Here is a 16780-nt window from a genome sequence, read left to right as displayed (position 1 = left end):
GATGTCCGCCGACGACGCACCGCGACACACCAGCACGGCCACGCTGCTCGACGGATTCGCCGCGGGGGACCCCGACGAGGTACTTCGACTCGGCAACCTGCTGAAGGATTTCGGCCCTGCCGCGTTCGGCATGCTGCTTTTCATCGGCGTGTTGCCTGCCTTCATCCCGGGCGTGGGCGGCGCGATCGGCGGCCCGATGGTGATCCTGGTCGGCGTGCAACTGCTGCTGGGCATGCGCAAGGTCTGGCTGCCCGCCTTCCTGGCGCGGCGTGGCCCGCACCGCAGCGCGATGATGCGCTTCCGCCAGCGCATGGCACCGTGGCTGCGTCGTCTGGAAAAACTGGTGCGTCCCCGCATGGCAGGCTTCCTCGACAACCGCATCGCACTCAGCTTCACCGGCCTGCTGCTGGTCCTGCTGGGCATCCTGCTGGCATTGCCCATTCCGTTCACCAACTACGTGTTCGGCTTCCTGCTGTTGCTGTTCGCCCTGGCGCTGCTGGAACGCGACGGCGCGCTGCTGCTGGTGGGGTGGATCGTCGGCGGCATCGCCGTGGTGGTGTTCGGCTTCCTGTCCGGCAACCTGGTCGAATCGCTGAGTGGGCTGATCGCGAAGTGGTTCTGAGCCGTCGCATCGGATGGCGATGCGGCATGACATGGGTGTGGGACCGACGTCAGTCGCGATGATGTGTCGGCACCTGAAAAGCTCGCGACTGACGTCGCTCCCACAGACGGCACATCAAAGCTGCGTTACGCCACCAGCTGCGCGAACTCCGCCGCGGTCACCGGATACCCCAGCCAGTAGCCCTGCGCCAGGTCGCAGCCGCGCTCGCGCAACAGGTTGAACTGACCTTCCTTCTCCACGCCTTCGGCCACGACCGTGATGCCCAGCGAGTGCGCCATCGCGATGATCGCGGTGGTCAACGCCAGGTCGTCCGGATCGCGCAGCATGTCGGCGATGAAGCTGCGGTCGATCTTCACGCCGTCCACCGGCACGCGACGCAAGTGGCTCAGGCCGGAGAAGCCGGTGCCGAAATCGTCCAGCCACACCTTCACGCCGGTGCGATGCAACGTCGCCAGCAACGCACTGGCGTGCGCTTCGTCGCTGATGACCGCCGTCTCGGTGAGTTCCAGGTGCAGGCGCGATGCGGCCAGGCCGGTATCGCGCAGGCACTCGGCCACCACGTCCGGCAGGTCGCCGCTGCGCAGCTGCCGCGGCGATACGTTGACCGAGACGAACAACGGATCCAGCGCATCACGGTCCGTGCCCCAGCGTGCGGCCGCCGTGCACGCCGCGCGCAACACGCGCGGGCCGATGCTTTCGATCAATCCGCTCTGCTCGGCCACGTCGATGAACACCGAGGGCGCGACCATGCCCAGCTCGGGATGCTGCCAGCGCAGCAGCGCTTCGGCACCGACGATGCGGCTGTCGGCCATGCGGAACACCGGCTGGTACATCAGGCTGAGTTCGCCGCGCTCCCAGGCACCGCGCAACTCCTGCTCCATCCGCACGCGCCGCTCGACGGCCTGGTCCATGGCGCGGCTGTAGAAGCGGTAGCAGTTCTTGCCGGCGACCTTCGCCTGGTACATCGCGATGTCGCCGTTCTTCATCAGCGCGGTCGCGCCGGACGCGTCCTCCGGGAACAGCGTGATGCCGATGGACGTGCCGAGGAACACCTGGCGCTCCTGCACCACGATCGGACGCCCCAGCTCGGCCACCAGCCTCTCGGCCAACCGGGTGGCGCTGCCGCGTACGTCGCCGTCCTGGATCAGGATGACGAACTCGTCGCCGCCGAAGCGCGCCAGCAGTGCATCGTCGCCGCCCATCAGTTCGACTGCATCGCGAATGCGGTGGGCGAACTGCTGCAGGACTTCGTCGCCGGCTTCATGGCCCAGCGTGTCGTTGACACGCTTGAAATCGTCGATGTCGGCGAACAGCAGCGCCAGCTGGCGGCCGGCGCCACGCAGCATCATCAGGCGGTGATCCAGGCTCTCGCGGAACGCCAGCCGGTTGGTCAGGCCGGTCAGCGAATCCGTGTAGGCCATGCGCCGCACGTCGCGGTCGTGCCGCGCGATGCTGTCGCTCATCGTCCCGAACGCACGCACCAGTTCGCCGACTTCGTCCTGGCGTTCGCTGGCCATGCGTTCGCCGTTGTAGTTGCCCACCTCGATGTCGTGCGCGGCGCGGGCGAGTTGGCGGATCGGCCCGACCAGCGTGCGTTGCGCGTACAGCATGATCGCCACGCAGGCGGCCACCAGCGCCGCCAGCAACAGCGCGATCCAGCCGAGATGGCGGGCACCGAGTTCGTTGAGGCGGGCGCGGGCGGCCGTGATCGCCTTCTCTTCGTAGGCCCGCACCGACGCCACCGAATAGCCCACCCGCACGCCGCCGATGCGCTCGCTGCCGATCATGATGGGCTCGGACACGTCCACGATCTGCGTCGACCACTGCGTGTGCATGCTGCGCGCGTTCACCGCTTCGTACGCCAGCGGGTCGGTCATCGTCTGCCCGTACACGGCGATGTCCGCGGTGCCGTCGTGGATGATCCGGCCCTGGTTGTCGTAGACCAGCACGTAGCTGACGTCCGGCTCCTTCTGCGCCGAGCGTACGATGCTGCCGATCGTGTCCAGGTCGAAGTAGTACAGCGGATTCGCCAGCGCATCGCCCAACTGGTCCACCGTGGCCTCGCCGTGTCGTCGCAGGCTGTCCTCGACCATGCCGTGCATCGCCTCGCGGCCGAGATCGGCGACGTCCTGCTGCATCACCTTCTGCCGGTGCAGCAACGTGCCCAGCAGGGCGATCACCACCACCAGCATGATGGCCATCGCCGCCAGGAAGCGCGCCTGCAGACCGAAACGCATGGACCTCATTCCACCTGCTCCCGGACGCGGGTCACGCCGCGGCGCAGGTCATCCAGCGCCTGCTGCGAGGCCGGATCCACCGGCAGGAACCGGGTGGTGCGGAAGAAGACCTTGAGTGCGTCGCGCGCGGCGGGATCGCTGGCGGCTTCCAGCAGCACCTCGCGCAGGCGTGCCTCGACCTTGGGATCGAGGTCGCCGCGGACCATCTCCAGCGCGCGCGGGAAATCCTGGGTCTCGTGGATCACGCGGAAATCGCGGCGAAAGGCGGGCGGCATGCGGCGTACGTCTTCCCAGTCCAGGTTGCTGACCACGCCGGCATCGACGAGGCGCTTGTGCACCCAGGCCGCGATGTTGAGCTCTGAGCGCGCGAACACGTAGCCCACGGCATCCGCCGATGGGCGGTCCATCGGCGACAGCAGGATCTCCATCCGCTGCCCGGCGTCGAGCAGGGCCACGGAGGGCGCGAAGTACGCACTGGTCGAGGCCGTGTTCTGGAACGCCACGGTGCGCCCCTTCAGATCCGCCAGCCGCTCCAGCCCACTGTCGCGCCGGACGAAGAACACCCCGTGGTAGCGGCTGACGCCACCGCGCTCGGTCAGCAGCACGGGACGCGCGCCGGCGCGCTCCTGCAGGCGCATGCCGGTCCCGGCGGTTTCGGTGACCCAGTCCACCCGGCCACGGCGCAGGTAGCTGGTCATCTGCTGGGCGTCGCGCGCCATCAGGATGCGGCCTTCGGTGATGCCGACATCGCGCATCCGCGGGACCACATAGTCCAGCAGCGGCTTGAGCTGTTCGTAATGCGCCTTGGGATCGTCGCTGATGCGCCCCAGGACGAGGACGCGTTCGTCGCCGGCGGCGTTCGCCGGGGCGACGGCGGCGGGAAGCAGAGCAGCGCCGATCGCGACCAGCGCCAGGCGGAACCAGGTTGTACGCAACGATAGGCGCCCGCCAGAACGATGGCGGCAGCCTATCGGAAAACGTGAGCTCAAGACAGTGATCCGGCCCCGCCGCCGCCCGCCAGCCGCGCCATGCGCTGGGCGTCGGCCAAGATGCCGCGCAGCAAGCGTACTTCCTGCTCGTTCAGGTCGGCCTTGGCGAACAAGCGCCGCAGCTTGCGCATCGCCGAATCCGGTGCGCGGCCCTTGTGGAAATCGATCGCGTCCAGGGTGTCGCCAAGCTGCGCGAAAAAACCTTCCATGTGCGCATGGCTGGCGGGAATCTCGTCAGGGTGGAGCGGCACCGGCTCCGTCGCCGGCCTACCCTCGAGCAAGGCCATCCTCAGTTCGTAGGCCAGCACCTGCACCGCCGCCGCCAGATTCAGCGAGCTGTATTCCGGATTGGCGGGGATGTGCACGGCCGCATGGCAGAGCTGCAACTCCTCGTTGCTCAGGCCGGTACGCTCGCGACCGAACACCAGCGCTACTTCGGCCCCCGCCATCGCACGGCCGACGGCCAGCGCAGCGGCCTGTCGGGGCGCATGCTCATCGAGCTGGACACGGCGGCTGCGCGCCGTACATCCCAGCACGAGGTGGCAGTCGGCGACGGCCTCGGCCAGCGAGGCCACTACCGGCGCCTCGCCCAGCAGGTCGTCGGCACCGGCCGCACGCCGGTAGGCCTCGTCGGCGGGATAGTCCTCGGGTGCGACCAGCACCAGGCGGGCCAGCCCCATGGTTTTCAGGGCGCGCGCGGCCGCTCCGATGTTGCCGGGGTGCTGCGTGCCGACCAGCACCACGCGAAGGCGGGTCGCGGCGGCCGAGGAAAGGGATTCGGTGAAGGAGACGGGCGTGTTCATGGGGGCAAATGGTAAACTGCGCGGGCCGGCCTCTGCGCCGTGCTGCTCTTTTCCACTCGTTTCGCCCCACCCCACGCCTGTCCGAGGTTCGTTCGCATGCAAAAGCCCGTCGTCACCGTCATGACCAAGGCCGCCCGCCTGGCAGGCAACGTGCTGTTGCGCAGCATCAACAAGCTGGATGCGCTGAACGTGGTGCAGAAGGAACGGATGGATTACGCGAGCGAGGTGGACGCTGACGCCGAGAAGGTCATCATCAAGGAGCTGCGCCGTGCCTATCCGGATTACGGCTTCGTCGGCGAAGAGAGCGGCGCCCAGATCAACGGGCGCTACACCTTCGTGATCGATCCGCTGGACGGCACCAGCAATTACCTGCGTGGCTTCCCGCATTATTGCGTGTCCATCGCGCTGGTGGACAACGGCGAACCGACCGATGCCGTCATTTTCGACCCCCTGCGCAACGACCTGTTCACCGCCAGCCGTGGTGCGGGCGCACAGCTCAACGAACGCCGCATTCGCGTGGCCGACCGCAAGGAGCTCGTCGGCACCGTCATCACCACCGGGTTCCCGCCGCGTGAGCGCGCCCGCGCCGGCGCGCAGCTGGAATGCGTCCGCGAGTTGCTGGTGCACGCCGAGGACATCCGCCGCACCGGTTCGGCCGCGCTCGACCTGGCCTACGTCGCCTGCGGCCGCGCCGACGCCTACTTCGAGGCCGGCGTGAAGGACTGGGACATCGCGGCCGGCGTGCTGCTGGTGCGCGAGGCAGGCGGCAAGGTCTGCGATTTCCGCGGCGCCGCGCTCGGCAAGATCGACGGCCGCACCGCCCTGCCCCGCCAGATCGTCGCCGGCAACCTCAAGGTCGCCGAAGCACTGCAGAAGACCATCGTCTCGTCGGGCTACGCGGCGTCGTTCAACGGCTGACCGCTCGCGTTCACCTGTAGGAGCGACGTGAGTCGCGACCGGAAACCGGAGCACTCGATAGCCGTTGGCCGAGCGACCGCCCCATCTGATCGACTGTCTCCAAACCATTGAACCGGCCAATCTGGCCGTGCGGTCGCGACTCACGTCGCTCCTACAGGAGCAGCAAAAAAAGGCCGCGCAATGCGCGGCCTTTTTCTTTTCCGGTAACCGGTCGACTCAGGGACGACGCGCCAGCAGCGCCTCGTCCTTTGCCTTCGGCATCAGGTCCTGCTTGGTGACCGTCAGGAAGCCCAGGGTCAGCAGCGGGCAGGCCACGAAGATCGACGAGACCGTGCCCAGCACGATGCCGATCATCTGCGACAGCGCCATGCCTTCCAGCGAGCCACCACCGTACAAGTACAGGGCGAACACGGTGAGGAAGGCGACGAACGAGGTGATGATCGTGCGCGACAGCGTCTGGTTGATCGAGCGGTTCAGGATCTCCATCGGCTCGGCGCGCAGGTTGCGGAAGTTCTCGCGCACGCGGTCGAACACCACGATCTTGTCGTTGATCGAGAAGCCCATCACCGACAGCAGGCCGGCCAGGATGGTCAGGTCGAACTCGATGCCGCTGGCCGCGAAGAAGCCGGCCACGATCAGCACGTCGGCCAGGGTGGTCACGATGGCCGAGATGGCGAACTTCCACTCGAAGCGCGCGGCGATGTAGATCAGGAAGCCGACCACCACGAACAGCAGCGTGTACAGGCCATTGAGCGCGAGTTCCTTGCCGACCTGCGGACCGACGAATTCGCTGCGCATCACGGTCGCCTTGTTGCCTTCGCTCGACGCCAGGCGCAGCACGTCCGCTGCGGTCCGGTTGCTCGCTTCGGCGCCTTCCGCCGTGCCGGCGTCCTCGCGCGGCTGCAGGCGCACCAGCAGATCGCTACCGGTGCCGAAGGTCTGCACCTGCGCGCTGCCGTAGCCGCCGGCTTCGAGGCGCTCGCGCACTTCATCGACCTTCGGCGGCGTCTGGAAGCGCAGTTCCACGACGGTGCCGCCGGTGAAGTCCAGCGCGAAGTTGAAGCTCTTGAACGCGATGGCGCCGATCGCGGCGAGGGCCAGCAGCGCCGCGATGCCGATGGACACCCAGCGCACGCGCATGAAGTTGAAGTTGGTGGTGTGCGGAATCAGCCGCAACGGGAAAAGGCTCATCTTCTGTCTCCCGTCAGATGGCGATGGACTTGATCTTGCGGCGGCCGCCGTAGATCAGGGTGGCGATGCCGCGAGAAACGGTGACCGCCGTGAACACCGAGGTCAGGATGCCGATGACCATCGTCACCGCGAAGCCCTTCAGCGGACCGGTGCCGAAGGCGTACAGCGCCACGCCGGCGAGCAGTGCGGTCATGTTGGAGTCGAAGATGGTGCCCGACGCCTTGTCGTAGCCGGTCGCGATGGCCGCCTGCGGCGGCACCCCCGCCCGCAGTTCTTCGCGTATGCGCTCGTTGATCAGCACGTTGGCGTCCACCGACATGCCGATGGTCAGCGCCAGGCCGGCGAAGCCGGGCAGCGTCATGGTCGCGCCGAACAGCGACATCACCGCCACCACCATCACCAGGTTGAGCAGCAGCGCGACGCAGGTGATCAGGCCGAACATGCGGTAGTACACCAGGAAGAACGCCAGCGCGAAGACGAAGGAGTACACCACCGCCTTGGTGCCGCGGGCGACGTTCTCGGCGCCCAGGCTGGGGCCCACCACGCGTTCCTCGATGAAGTCCATCGGCGCGGCCAGCGAACCGGCCCGCAACAGCTTGGCCAGGTTGTCGGCTTCGGTCTTCTCCAGGCCGGTGGTCTGGAAGTTCTTGCCGAACACACCGGCGATGCGGGTCGGCGACAGCGCTTCCTCGCGCACGCGCACGCTGCGCACTTCCTTGCCATCGACCATCGTCACGGTCGGCACGCGCTCGATGTAGACCACCGACATCAGCTTGCCGACGTTGGCGCTGGTGTAGTCGAACATGCGCTGGCCGGCGATGTTGTTGAGGGTCACGTCCACGGCCGGTGCGCCGTTGTTGTCCACGCCGACGCGGGCATTGACCATCTCGTCACCCGAAACCAGCACGCGCTTGTTGAGCAGCACCGGGCCGCCGTTGTCGCGCAGCTGGAAGACCTTGGCTTCCGGCGGGATGCGGCCACTGGCCACGGCGTCGGCGGCGTTGCCTTCCACGACGGCGCGGAACTCGAGCGTGGCGGTCGCGCCGATCAGGCGCTTGGCCTCGGCGGTGTCCTGCACGCCGGGCAGCTGCACGACCACGCGGTCGTTGCCCTGGCGCTGGATGATCGGCTCGGCCACGCCGATCTCGTTGATGCGGTTGCGCAGCGTGGTCAGGTTCTGCTCGATCGCCTCGCTGGCGATCTGCTCCAGCTCCGCCTGCGGCAGGCCGATGGTGATCTGCTGGCCCGCGGCCTGGTAGCTCAGGCCCGAACCGGTCGCCAGCGTGCTGGCGTTGTTGCCGCGCGAGCTGAGGGTCTGCGCCAATGCCTGCTGCGCCGCCGGCACATCCTCATCATCGGCCAGCGTGACCACGATGCTGTTGTTCGGGCGGCGTTCGACCGCGGTATAGCGGATGCGCTTGTCGCGCAGGGTGACGCGGGTGTCTTCCAGGTAGCCGTCGACGCGCTTGTCCAGCGCGGCCTTCTGGTCGACCTGCAGCACGAAGTGCACGCCGCCCTGCAGGTCCAGGCCCTGCACCATCGGACGTGCGCCGAAGTTGGCCATCCAGTCCGGCACGGTGGACGCCAGGTTCAGCGCGACCAGATAGTCCTCGCCCAGCGCCTTGCGCAGCGCATCGTTGGCCGCGGTCTGCGCATCCAGGCTGGGCAGGCGCACGAGCATGCTGGCGGCCTCGGTGTCGACCTCCTTGGCCTGCACCCCCACCTCCTTCAGCGCGGCATCGACGCGGCCACGCAGCGCGGTATCGATGGCGAAGCCACGGTTGGCGGTGATCTGCACCGAGGGATCCTGCGGATACAGGTTGGGCAGCGCGTACAACGCGCTCGCCAACACGACGATCAGGATCAGGGCATATTTCCAGCGAGGGAATTCAAGCATCGTGGCGACCCGCGCAGGCCCGTTCCGGGCACGCGCTCAACAGTGGTTCGGAATGAAACGGGAAACCTTCCCCCCGCGCGAGCGACGGGACGGGATGGATCAGGCGGACTTCAGCGTGCCCTTCGGCAGCACGTTGCCCACCGCGGCCTTCTGCACGCGGATGCGCACGTTGTCGGCCACTTCGATGGTCACGAAGTTGTCGCCGATGTCGGTGACGGTGCCGGCGATGCCGCTGGAGGTGATCACCTCATCACCCTTGGACAGCTTTTCGAGCATGGCCCGATGCTGTTTGGCACGCTTCATCTGCGGCCAGATCATGAATACAAACATGACGACCAGCAGGATTGGCATCAACACCAAGGTACCCATGCCCTGTTGTGCCGGAGCGGCCTGGGCGAACACGGGGGCAACGAAGAAATCAAGCAGATTCATGGACTTGTCCAGTCGGTATCAAAAGCAGCCGGGGATTATGCCACGCGCCGACGGGGGCCGTCCGGGCATCCCCTTGGCCCGGACTGGAAAAGACCGCCCCGGCGCCGGATGGTTCCCCGGCCGAGGACGGAACCGGCATCAGAGGGGCGGCGCGGCGGCCCCGCGGGCGGCATAGAACCCGTCCCGGAACGCCTGGAACCGGCCCTCCGCGATGGCCGCCCGCATCTGCGCCATCACCTGCTGGTAGTACCAGAGGTTGTGCAGGGTGCCGAGCATCGGGGCCAGCATCTCGTTGCAGCGGTCCAGGTGGCGCAGGTAGCTGCGGGTGAAGCCGTTGCGGCAGGCGTAGCAGCCGCAGCCGGGTTCGATCGGCTGCAGGTCGTGCTCGTACTTGGAGTTGCGGATGCGCACGGTGCCGAACGAGGTGAAGTAGTGGCCGTTGCGCGCGTTGCGGGTCGGCATGACGCAATCGAACATGTCCACGCCGCGCGCCACCGCTTCCACCAGGTCCTCCGGCCGGCCCACGCCCATCAGGTAACGCGGCTGGTCCGTCGGCAGCTGCGGGCAGGTGTGCTCGAGCGTCGTGTTGCGCTCCTGCTCGGTCTCGCCGACCGCCAGGCCGCCGATCGCGTAACCGTCGAAGCCGATCGCCTTCAGTCCCTCCGCGGAACGCGTGCGCAGGTCGTGGTGCACGCCACCCTGCACGATGCCGAAGAGCGCGGCGTCGTTGCCTTCATGCGCGCGCCTGGACCGCTCGGCCCAGCGCAGCGACAGCTCCATCGAGCGCTCGATCACCCGCGGATGCACCGGCTTGCCGTCGATGTTCACCGGCGGACACTCGTCGAAGATCATCACGATGTCGCTGTCCAGCACCTTCTGGATGCGCATGCTCTCCTCGGGCCCGAGGAAGACCTTGCTGCCGTCCACCGGCGAGGCGAACGTCACGCCCTGTTCGGTGATCTTGCGCCGGTGGGCCAGCGAGAACACCTGGAAACCGCCGGAATCGGTGAGGATCGGCTTGTTCCAGCGGGCAAAGCCGTGCAGGCCGCCATGCGCGCCGATCACGTCCAGGCCCGGCCGCAGGTACAGATGGAAGGTGTTGCCGAGGATGATCTCGGCGCCGAGGTCCTCGACGTGCTCGGGCAGGATGCCCTTCACCGAGCCGTAGGTGCCCACCGGCATGAACGCCGGTGTCTCGATGGTGCCGCGCGGGAACGTCAGCCGGCCGCGGCGGGCGGCGCCGTCGGTGGCCAACAGATCGAAGGACATCCGGCTCATGCGGTCGTTTCCGGGAACAGCAGCATCGCGTCTCCGTACGAGAAGAAGCGGTACTGCTCGCGTACCGCATGGGCGTAGGCGTCGAACACCCGCGCCTTGCCGGCGAACGCGCTGACCAGCATCAGCAACGTGCTCTCCGGCAGGTGGAAGTTGGTGACCATCGCGTCCACGCTGTGGATGCGGTAGCCGGGGAAGATGAAGATCTGCGTCTCGCCGGCGAACGGCTGCAAACCGCCGTCGCGCATCGCGGATTCCAGCGCACGCACGACGGTGGTGCCCACGGCGATGACACGGCCGCCGCGGGCGTGGGTCGCGCGCACCTGTTCGACCAGCGCCGGCCCTACGTTGAGCCATTCGCTGTGCATGTGGTGCTCGTGGATGTTGTCCACGCGCATCGGCTGGAAGGTGCCGGCGCCGACATGCAGCGTCACGTGGCCGAATTCCACGCCACGGTCGCGCAAGGTCGCCAGCAGCGCGTCGTCGAAATGCAGGCCGGCGGTCGGTGCGGCCACCGCGCCGAGTTCGCGCGCGAACACCGTCTGGTAGCGCTCGTCGTCGTCCTGCCCCGGCGCCCGCTGGATGTACGGCGGCAACGGCAGCCGGCCGGCCTTCTGCAGCCAGCTTTCCAGCGCGCCCGGCACGTGGAAGCGCAACTGGTAGAACTCGCCGTCGCGCCCGACCACCTCCGCTTCGCCGCCGGCATCTAGCTGGATGCGGCTGCCCGGCTTGGGCGACTTGCTGGCGCCAATCTGCGCACGCGCCGCGTTTTCCGGCAGCAGGCGCTCGATCAGGATCTCGACGCGCCCACCGCTTTCCTTCTGGCCGAACAACCGCGCCGGGATCACGCGCGTGTCGTTGAACACCAGCAGGTCGCCGGACTGCAGCCACGCCGGCAGGTCGCGCACATGATGGTCCGCGAACGGCGCATCGCCGGGCGGTACCACCAGCAGCCGGCTGGCGGAGCGCTCCGGCAGCGGCGCCTGGGCGATCAGCGCTTCGGGCAGGTCGAAATGGAAATCGGACTTCTTCACGGTCGGGGCCTTGCGGGGGCGGGCATTGTACGGGAGCCCGCCCGGACGCCTCGTCGTCAGCGCTCGAACTTGGTCGACAGCACGATCGACGAGGTGGTCCGCTCCACGCCTTCGAGCGCGCCGATGCGGTCGGTCAGCAGGTCCATGTCGCCGACGGTCGGCACGGCACCGATGGCGATCAGGTCGTGGCCGCCACTGACCGAATGCAGCACGCGCAGCTCCGGCATCGCACGCAGGGCGGCGACCACCGAGGTCATCTGCTTGGGATGCACGGCGATCATGATGTGCGCACGCAGGTGGCTGCGGTCGTACTCGTCATGCACGCGCACGGTGTAACCGCTGATCACGCCCTCGCGTTCCAGGCGCTCGATGCGGCTCTGCACGGTAGTCCGCGACAGGCTCAGTCGACGCGCGATCTGCGCGGTGGAGGCACGCGCGTTCTCACGGAGCATGGAGAGCAATTGCTGGTCGGCGTCGGTGAGCTTCATTGAACAGGCGAGATTCGTCGAATCGACGAAATATCCCCTAAATGCGCGCAGTTCACAACTGTCAAATGACGAATTATTCCCGATAATACGGGTTTGCCGTTTCCTGCCGGAGCACTTCCATGGCCCTGACCGCCCATCTCGCCCCGCTGCGCGCCCACCCGGGCCAGCGCCTGACCCATGGCCTGGACGACGCCACCGTCGAACGCCTCGCCAAGGGCCACCCGGACCTGGTGGCCGTCATCGAAGCCGCCGCCGCCGAGCACGCCCGCCTGCAGGACGAGTTCGCCGAACTGTTCGCACTCGACGAGGCCGAACAGCTGCGCGCCGTACAGGCCGGCTACGTCAACTTCTACGCGGACGACGCCATCAACCCGTACATCGCGCTGGCCGCGCGCGGCCCGTGGGTGGTCACGCTCAATGGCGCCGTGCTGTACGACGCCGGTGGCTACGGCATGCTCGGCTTCGGCCACACGCCCGCCGCCGTGCTGGAAGCGATGGCCCGCCCACAGGTGATGGCCAACATCATGACCCCCAGCCTGTCGCAGCTGCGCTTCGACCGCGCCCTGCGCAAGGAGATCGGCCACACCCGCGGCGGCTGCCCGTTCGCGAAGTTCCTGTGCCTGAACTCCGGCTCCGAATCCGTCGGCCTGGCCGCGCGCATCGCCGACATCAACAGCAAGCTGATGACCGATCCGGACGGCCGCCATGCCGGCCGCACCATCAAGCGCATCGTGGTGAAGGGCAGCTTTCATGGCCGCACCGAGCGTCCGGCGCTGTACTCGGATTCCTCGCGCAAGTCCTACCAGCAGCACCTGGCCAGCTACCGCGGCGAGGATTCGGTCATCGCCATCCCGCCGTACGACGTGGAGGCGCTGAAGCAGGCCTTCGCCGATGCAGAGAGCAAGGGCTGGTTCGTCGAAGCCGTGTTCCTGGAGCCGGTGATGGGCGAAGGCGACCCGGGCCGTTCGGTGCCGCCGGCGTTCTACGCCGCTGCGCGCGAGCTGACCCGCAGCCACGGCAGCCTGTTCCTGGTGGACTCCATCCAGGCCGGCCTGCGTGCGCATGGCGTGCTGTCCATCGTCGACTACCCGGGCTTCGAAGGGCTGGATGCGCCGGACATGGAGACCTACTCCAAGGCGCTCAACGCTGCCCAGTACCCGCTGTCGGTGCTGGCCGTGAACGAGCGCGCTGCCGGCCTGTACCGCAAGGGCGTATACGGCAACACCATGACCACCAACCCGCGTGCGCTGGACGTGGCCTGCGCCACGCTGGCGCAGCTGACCCCGCAGGTGCGCGAGAACATCCGCAAGCGCGGCGTCGAAGCGGTGCAGAAGCTGCAGCAGCTGCAGGGCGAACTCGGCGGCCTGATCACCAACGTGCAGGGCACCGGCCTGCTGTTCTCGTGCGAACTGTCGCCGGCGTTCAAGTGTTACGGCACCGGTTCCACCGAGGAATGGCTGCGCCAGCAGGGTTTGAACGTCATCCATGGCGGCGCCAACTCGCTGCGCTTCACCCCGCACTTCGCCATGGCCGCCGAGGAGCTGGATCTGCTGGTCGGCATGGTCGGCAAGGCATTGCGCGAGGGTCCGCGCATCAGCCAGGCCGCGGCCGCCTGATCCTATCGGCCCATGCGACGAAAAAGGCGGGCCTCGGCTCGCCTTTTCCTTGTCCGTCATCGGGCTTCCAACCACCACGTTCGCTTGTCGCGTGCGACGGCGGGCCTGGGCCCGCCCTACGGCTGTGCGGCGAAGCGCTCCAGCGACGCCTGGATCAGCGCCTTCGCTTCCTTCGCATCGCCATAGCCGTTGAGCTGCACGGGATTGCGACCCTTCGGCAGGTCCTTGTAGACGCGGAAGAACGCCTCGATGCGCTGGCGTTCGATCTCGGGCAGGTCGGCCAGGTCGCGGATGTTGGAATAGGTCGGATCGATCTTGTCGGTCGGCACGCCGATGATCTTCTCGTCGCGCTCGCCCGCGTCGATCATGCGCAGCACGCCGATGGGGCGGAACTTCACCAGCACGCCGGGATGCAACGGCTCGCGCGTCAGCACCAGCGCATCGAGCGGGTCGCCATCGCCGGCCAGCGTGCGTGGCATCGACCCGTAGTTCGCAGGATAGGCGACCGGCATCGACTGGAATCGGTCCACGTAGACCAAGCCCTCGTCGTTGATTTCGTACTTGGTGAAACTGCCGGCGGGAATCTCCACCGCCAGCAGCACTTCCTCCGGCGCCGCCTTCGGTTGTTGGGCGAGGAAGGGATGACGGATATGGCCCTCGCGCGCGAGGGCGTCGCCCCCCACGGTCGTGAGCAGCAATGCGAGTAACAAGGGAAGACGCTTCGTCATGTGGAATTTCCTGTGGAGAGTAGAACGCTTCATTCCCAGCACCGGTCGGCGCGACCCTTGAGGGTTTCGGTGCGGGCGCATGCGCGTGCTTCGATGCGGCCTTCCGTGCGTTCGATCAGCTGCTTGCCGTTCGCGCCGTCATCGACCAGCTCGAAGGCATCGTAGAGGCGGCCTGTGGCCGTGCGCGCTTCATAGCGCAGGCGTGGACCATCGAAGCGCAACACCTGGAACAGCTGCGTGTCCTCGGCGACCGGGCGCATCGTCTTGCGGGCTTCGTCCGACAACCGGTACTGCTTGGCGCCGGTGACCGACACCACGAACACCGGTGGCGGACTCTTCAGGCGGCCGTATACGTGGTCATGACCCTGCAGCACCAGGTCGACCTGGTGCTTGCGGATCACCGGCAGCAGGTGCCGGCGCAACGCCACGTTGTCGCGACCCTCGCGCGGCGAGAAGAACGGCTGGTGCGTCATCACGATGCTCCAGCGGTGCGGATTCGACGCCAATGCCTGGTCCAGCCACGCGGCCTGCGCTTCTGCCGTGCCCAGGTCGAGCGCGGAGGTACCGTCGATCACCACGACGCGCACATCCTGGTAGTCGAACCAGTATGTCGTGCGCCGCGCCTGTGCCACGCCGTTGCCCGGCAGCGCGAACGTCACCGGCCAGTGCGCGCCCAGCACGCGACGCTCCTGTGGCGTGTCCTCGAATTCCTCGAAGTACTCGTGGTTGCCCGGCGCCGGCGCGACGACCAGCGAGGTCGGCAACGTTTCGTTCGCCTCGAACCACTCGCCCCACTCGTTGTCGTCCTCGCCATCGCCGCCGCTGACCAGGTCACCGGCATACAACGCCAGCCGTGCATCGGGTGCGTAGCGCATCGCCTCCCGCACCACGCGGGTGGTCAGGCTGACGTTCTTGTTCTGGGTATCGCCGAAGTACAGCAGCGTCAGTGGCCCGGACGCCTTCGCCGCCGTGCGTGTATGGTGCCAGGCACTCCACGTACGGTCGCCCTGCACGCGCCAGGCGTACAGCGTATCCGGCTGCAATGCCCCCACGTCGACGCGATGATGGTGCGCATTGCCGTTCTCGGTCTTCAGCAGCGTACTGGTGGCCATGATGCGGCGCGGCTCGCCCATGTCGGGCGAATCCCCGGCGACGACGATCTCCAGCAACGGCGCGCTGACCGTGGCCGCCGTGCGCCAGGCGACCGCGATGCCGGTGGACGCCTCCTGCGCCGGCGACGCCACGATGCGGTCAGGGAACCCCGTCGGCGCGTAGCGCATCACGCCCTTCGGCACGCGCGTGTTCGGCTCCGGCTGGCGCGCTGCCGCGTCCTGCGCACTTGCCGCTGCGCAGGCCCCCAGCAGCAGCGCGGCCAGCAGGCCCTGCCGCATCACTCGCCCTGGATTCGTCATGGTGCCTGGCACACCGGAAGCGACAGTGCCTTGGCGATGTCGCGCCAATCGAAGGCGACGACGCCCTGGTCGTCGTGCACGGCGTACAGCACGCCTTCGGGGAACCGCTCGGACGTGGACGCGTCCAGCCAGATGCCATCGGTATTGGCGACCTGCGCGCCGGTCACCGCGCCGGTATGCGCCAGCGTCTTGCGGTCGAACAGGTGGAACACCGTGCGGCCCTTGCCCTGCTCCGTCGTCAGCCACCAGCCGCTGCCGTCGCCGCAGGTCTTCAGCATGATGCCTTCGGACTGCGCCTTGAACACACCACGGCCGATGGTCTTGCCGGCGTACTTGCCGGCCAGGTCGTAAACCTTCAGCTCGTTGGCGTAGGTCTCGTCTTCCTCGGCGATCAGCAGGCGGTCGTTGGCCGGGTCGCCCCAGATCGATTCGACCACGCGCAGTGCGCCGTCGGCCGTGGCGTCGCCGAAGCTGCCGATCGTCTTCGCTACCAGCGCATCACCATGGCGCGCGACGTCGAAGCGCCACACGCGTTTGTCCAACTGGTCCAGCGGCGGCAGGATGTCTTCGCCCTGCGCGTCCTCGGCCGCCATGTAGGCATCGGTGACGTAGACCTGGTAGCCGTTGCCGGCCTTGTTGATCCACAGGCCATAGGGCTTCTGCAACTGCTCGGCGGCGAAGGTCTGCACGTGCTTGAACGCCGGCAGCGACAGCACCTGCACGCGATGGTTGTCGCGCTCGACCACGAACACCAGGTCGTCCACCACGGCGATGCCGTTCGGCCGCTTGAACTGGCCCGCACCCTTGCCGGTCGCACCGACATTGCGCAGATGCGCACCGGTCTGGCCGTCGTACACCACCAGCCTGTCGGTCGCCTTCGCCGTGGCGATCAGCCAGCGCTGACCGTCGACCGTCGTCCACGACGCGGGCGAATCGATGTTGTCGGACGGCGTCATCGGCGTCAGCAGGACTTCCTGGATCACCGGGATGTCGCGCGTGTCGGGCGTACTGGGCGCATCCGGCGTGACGGCGACACGGGTGTCGGGCTCTCGATCAACCGCCGTTCGTTCACCACAGCCGGCAAGCATGAGACAGGTTGCCACGATACCGACACGCAACTTCATAGAGACCCTTCTCC

The 16780-nt window shown here is 67.5% G+C and carries 15 protein-coding genes; 3 read left to right on the top strand and 12 right to left on the bottom strand.

Annotation, left to right across the window (positions count from 1 at the left end):
* Position 1: 1 nt before the first annotated feature.
* Positions 2 to 622, top strand: coding sequence for an exopolysaccharide biosynthesis protein (locus AX730_RS01510; protein WP_062350893.1), 621 nt, complete (start codon positions 2 to 4; stop codon positions 620 to 622).
* 125 nt (positions 623 to 747) lie between these two features.
* On the opposite strand, the gene AX730_RS01505 is transcribed toward AX730_RS01510, so the two are convergent.
* The 3 genes from AX730_RS01505 to AX730_RS01495 are packed head-to-tail and all read right to left on the bottom strand — an operon-like array spanning position 748 to position 4651.
* Positions 748 to 2868: a putative bifunctional diguanylate cyclase/phosphodiesterase gene (locus tag AX730_RS01505; RefSeq protein ID WP_062350890.1), complete on the bottom strand. Its 2121-nt coding sequence runs from the start codon at positions 2866 to 2868 to the stop codon at positions 748 to 750.
* Positions 2865 to 3794 (bottom strand): phosphate/phosphite/phosphonate ABC transporter substrate-binding protein, encoded by a 930-nt coding sequence (locus AX730_RS01500; protein WP_083537633.1) that lies wholly within the window; start codon positions 3792 to 3794, stop codon positions 2865 to 2867. Before AX730_RS01500 ends, AX730_RS01505 begins: the two co-directional genes overlap by 4 nt.
* A gap of 50 nt (positions 3795 to 3844) precedes the next feature.
* The gene (locus AX730_RS01495; protein WP_062350887.1) at positions 3845 to 4651 is read right to left on the bottom strand and encodes an RNA methyltransferase; all 807 of its coding nucleotides are present in this window, start codon (positions 4649 to 4651) and stop codon (positions 3845 to 3847) included.
* Positions 4652 to 4747: 96 nt separating this feature from the next.
* Between AX730_RS01495 and AX730_RS01490 the strand changes: the two genes are divergently transcribed.
* Entirely contained in the window at positions 4748 to 5569 is an 822-nt protein-coding gene (locus AX730_RS01490; protein ID WP_062350884.1) for an inositol monophosphatase family protein, read from the top strand.
* A gap of 216 nt (positions 5570 to 5785) precedes the next feature.
* Here AX730_RS01490 and secF read toward each other — a convergent pair whose 3' ends face one another.
* The 6 genes from secF to AX730_RS01460 form a co-directional block, all read right to left on the bottom strand.
* Complete coding sequence (secF, locus tag AX730_RS01485) at positions 5786 to 6760, bottom strand: protein translocase subunit SecF (RefSeq protein ID WP_062350881.1); 975 nt, start codon at positions 6758 to 6760, stop codon at positions 5786 to 5788.
* Between the two features lie 13 nt (positions 6761 to 6773).
* Positions 6774 to 8657: a protein translocase subunit SecD gene (gene secD / locus AX730_RS01480; RefSeq protein ID WP_062350878.1), complete on the bottom strand. Its 1884-nt coding sequence runs from the start codon at positions 8655 to 8657 to the stop codon at positions 6774 to 6776.
* A gap of 99 nt (positions 8658 to 8756) precedes the next feature.
* Positions 8757 to 9089, bottom strand: a complete 333-nt coding sequence (yajC, locus tag AX730_RS01475; protein ID WP_062350875.1) for a preprotein translocase subunit YajC — start codon at positions 9087 to 9089, stop codon at positions 8757 to 8759.
* Between the two features lie 138 nt (positions 9090 to 9227).
* Positions 9228 to 10367, bottom strand: coding sequence for a tRNA guanosine(34) transglycosylase Tgt (tgt, locus tag AX730_RS01470; protein ID WP_062350872.1), 1140 nt, complete (start codon positions 10365 to 10367; stop codon positions 9228 to 9230).
* Positions 10364 to 11398: a tRNA preQ1(34) S-adenosylmethionine ribosyltransferase-isomerase QueA gene (queA, locus tag AX730_RS01465; protein ID WP_062350869.1), complete on the bottom strand. Its 1035-nt coding sequence runs from the start codon at positions 11396 to 11398 to the stop codon at positions 10364 to 10366. The genes tgt and queA overlap by 4 nt, the downstream gene beginning before the upstream one ends.
* A gap of 56 nt (positions 11399 to 11454) precedes the next feature.
* The gene (locus tag AX730_RS01460) at positions 11455 to 11886 is read right to left on the bottom strand and encodes an Lrp/AsnC family transcriptional regulator (protein ID WP_062350866.1); all 432 of its coding nucleotides are present in this window, start codon (positions 11884 to 11886) and stop codon (positions 11455 to 11457) included.
* Between the two features lie 119 nt (positions 11887 to 12005).
* Between AX730_RS01460 and AX730_RS01455 the strand changes: the two genes are divergently transcribed.
* On the top strand, positions 12006 to 13502 hold the full coding sequence (locus AX730_RS01455; RefSeq protein ID WP_062350863.1) for an aminotransferase class III-fold pyridoxal phosphate-dependent enzyme: 1497 nt from the start codon (positions 12006 to 12008) through the stop codon (positions 13500 to 13502).
* A gap of 116 nt (positions 13503 to 13618) precedes the next feature.
* Here the strand turns inward: AX730_RS01455 and AX730_RS01450 are convergent, their stop codons facing one another.
* The 3 genes from AX730_RS01450 to AX730_RS01440 are packed head-to-tail and all read right to left on the bottom strand — an operon-like array spanning position 13619 to position 16766.
* Positions 13619 to 14230: an inorganic diphosphatase gene (locus AX730_RS01450; protein ID WP_062350860.1), complete on the bottom strand. Its 612-nt coding sequence runs from the start codon at positions 14228 to 14230 to the stop codon at positions 13619 to 13621.
* A gap of 29 nt (positions 14231 to 14259) precedes the next feature.
* Positions 14260 to 15642, bottom strand: a complete 1383-nt coding sequence (locus tag AX730_RS01445; RefSeq protein ID WP_407071464.1) for a purple acid phosphatase family protein — start codon at positions 15640 to 15642, stop codon at positions 14260 to 14262.
* Entirely contained in the window at positions 15639 to 16766 is a 1128-nt protein-coding gene (locus tag AX730_RS01440) for an NHL repeat-containing protein (protein ID WP_062350854.1), read from the bottom strand. Before AX730_RS01440 ends, AX730_RS01445 begins: the two co-directional genes overlap by 4 nt.
* Positions 16767 to 16780: the final 14 nt, after the last annotated feature.

It is taken from the genome of Pseudoxanthomonas mexicana (assembly GCF_001556105.1).
GTDB lineage: Bacteria > Pseudomonadota > Gammaproteobacteria > Xanthomonadales > Xanthomonadaceae > Pseudoxanthomonas_A > Pseudoxanthomonas_A mexicana_A.
This window is presented reverse-complemented; position numbering and strand designations above follow the sequence as displayed.

Bases quoted from the DNA above. Each gene is read 5' to 3' on its own strand.
- AX730_RS01510 (WP_062350893.1), top strand. From the start codon at position 2: ATGTCCGCCGACGACGCACCGCGACACACCAGCACGGCCACGCTGCTC.
- AX730_RS01495 (WP_062350887.1), bottom strand. From the start codon at position 4,651: ATGAACACGCCCGTCTCCTTCACCGAATCCCTTTCCTCGGCCGCCGCG.
- secD (WP_062350878.1), bottom strand. From the start codon at position 8,657: ATGCTTGAATTCCCTCGCTGGAAATATGCCCTGATCCTGATCGTCGTG.
- secF (WP_062350881.1), bottom strand. From the start codon at position 6,760: ATGAGCCTTTTCCCGTTGCGGCTGATTCCGCACACCACCAACTTCAAC.
- AX730_RS01460 (WP_062350866.1), bottom strand. From the start codon at position 11,886: ATGAAGCTCACCGACGCCGACCAGCAATTGCTCTCCATGCTCCGTGAG.
- tgt (WP_062350872.1), bottom strand. From the start codon at position 10,367: ATGAGCCGGATGTCCTTCGATCTGTTGGCCACCGACGGCGCCGCCCGC.
- AX730_RS01505 (WP_062350890.1), bottom strand. From the start codon at position 2,868: ATGAGGTCCATGCGTTTCGGTCTGCAGGCGCGCTTCCTGGCGGCGATG.
- yajC (WP_062350875.1), bottom strand. From the start codon at position 9,089: ATGAATCTGCTTGATTTCTTCGTTGCCCCCGTGTTCGCCCAGGCCGCT.
- AX730_RS01455 (WP_062350863.1), top strand. From the start codon at position 12,006: ATGGCCCTGACCGCCCATCTCGCCCCGCTGCGCGCCCACCCGGGCCAG.
- AX730_RS01445 (WP_407071464.1), bottom strand. From the start codon at position 15,642: ATGACGAATCCAGGGCGAGTGATGCGGCAGGGCCTGCTGGCCGCGCTG.
- AX730_RS01490 (WP_062350884.1), top strand. From the start codon at position 4,748: ATGCAAAAGCCCGTCGTCACCGTCATGACCAAGGCCGCCCGCCTGGCA.
- AX730_RS01440 (WP_062350854.1), bottom strand. From the start codon at position 16,766: ATGAAGTTGCGTGTCGGTATCGTGGCAACCTGTCTCATGCTTGCCGGC.
- AX730_RS01450 (WP_062350860.1), bottom strand. From the start codon at position 14,230: ATGACGAAGCGTCTTCCCTTGTTACTCGCATTGCTGCTCACGACCGTG.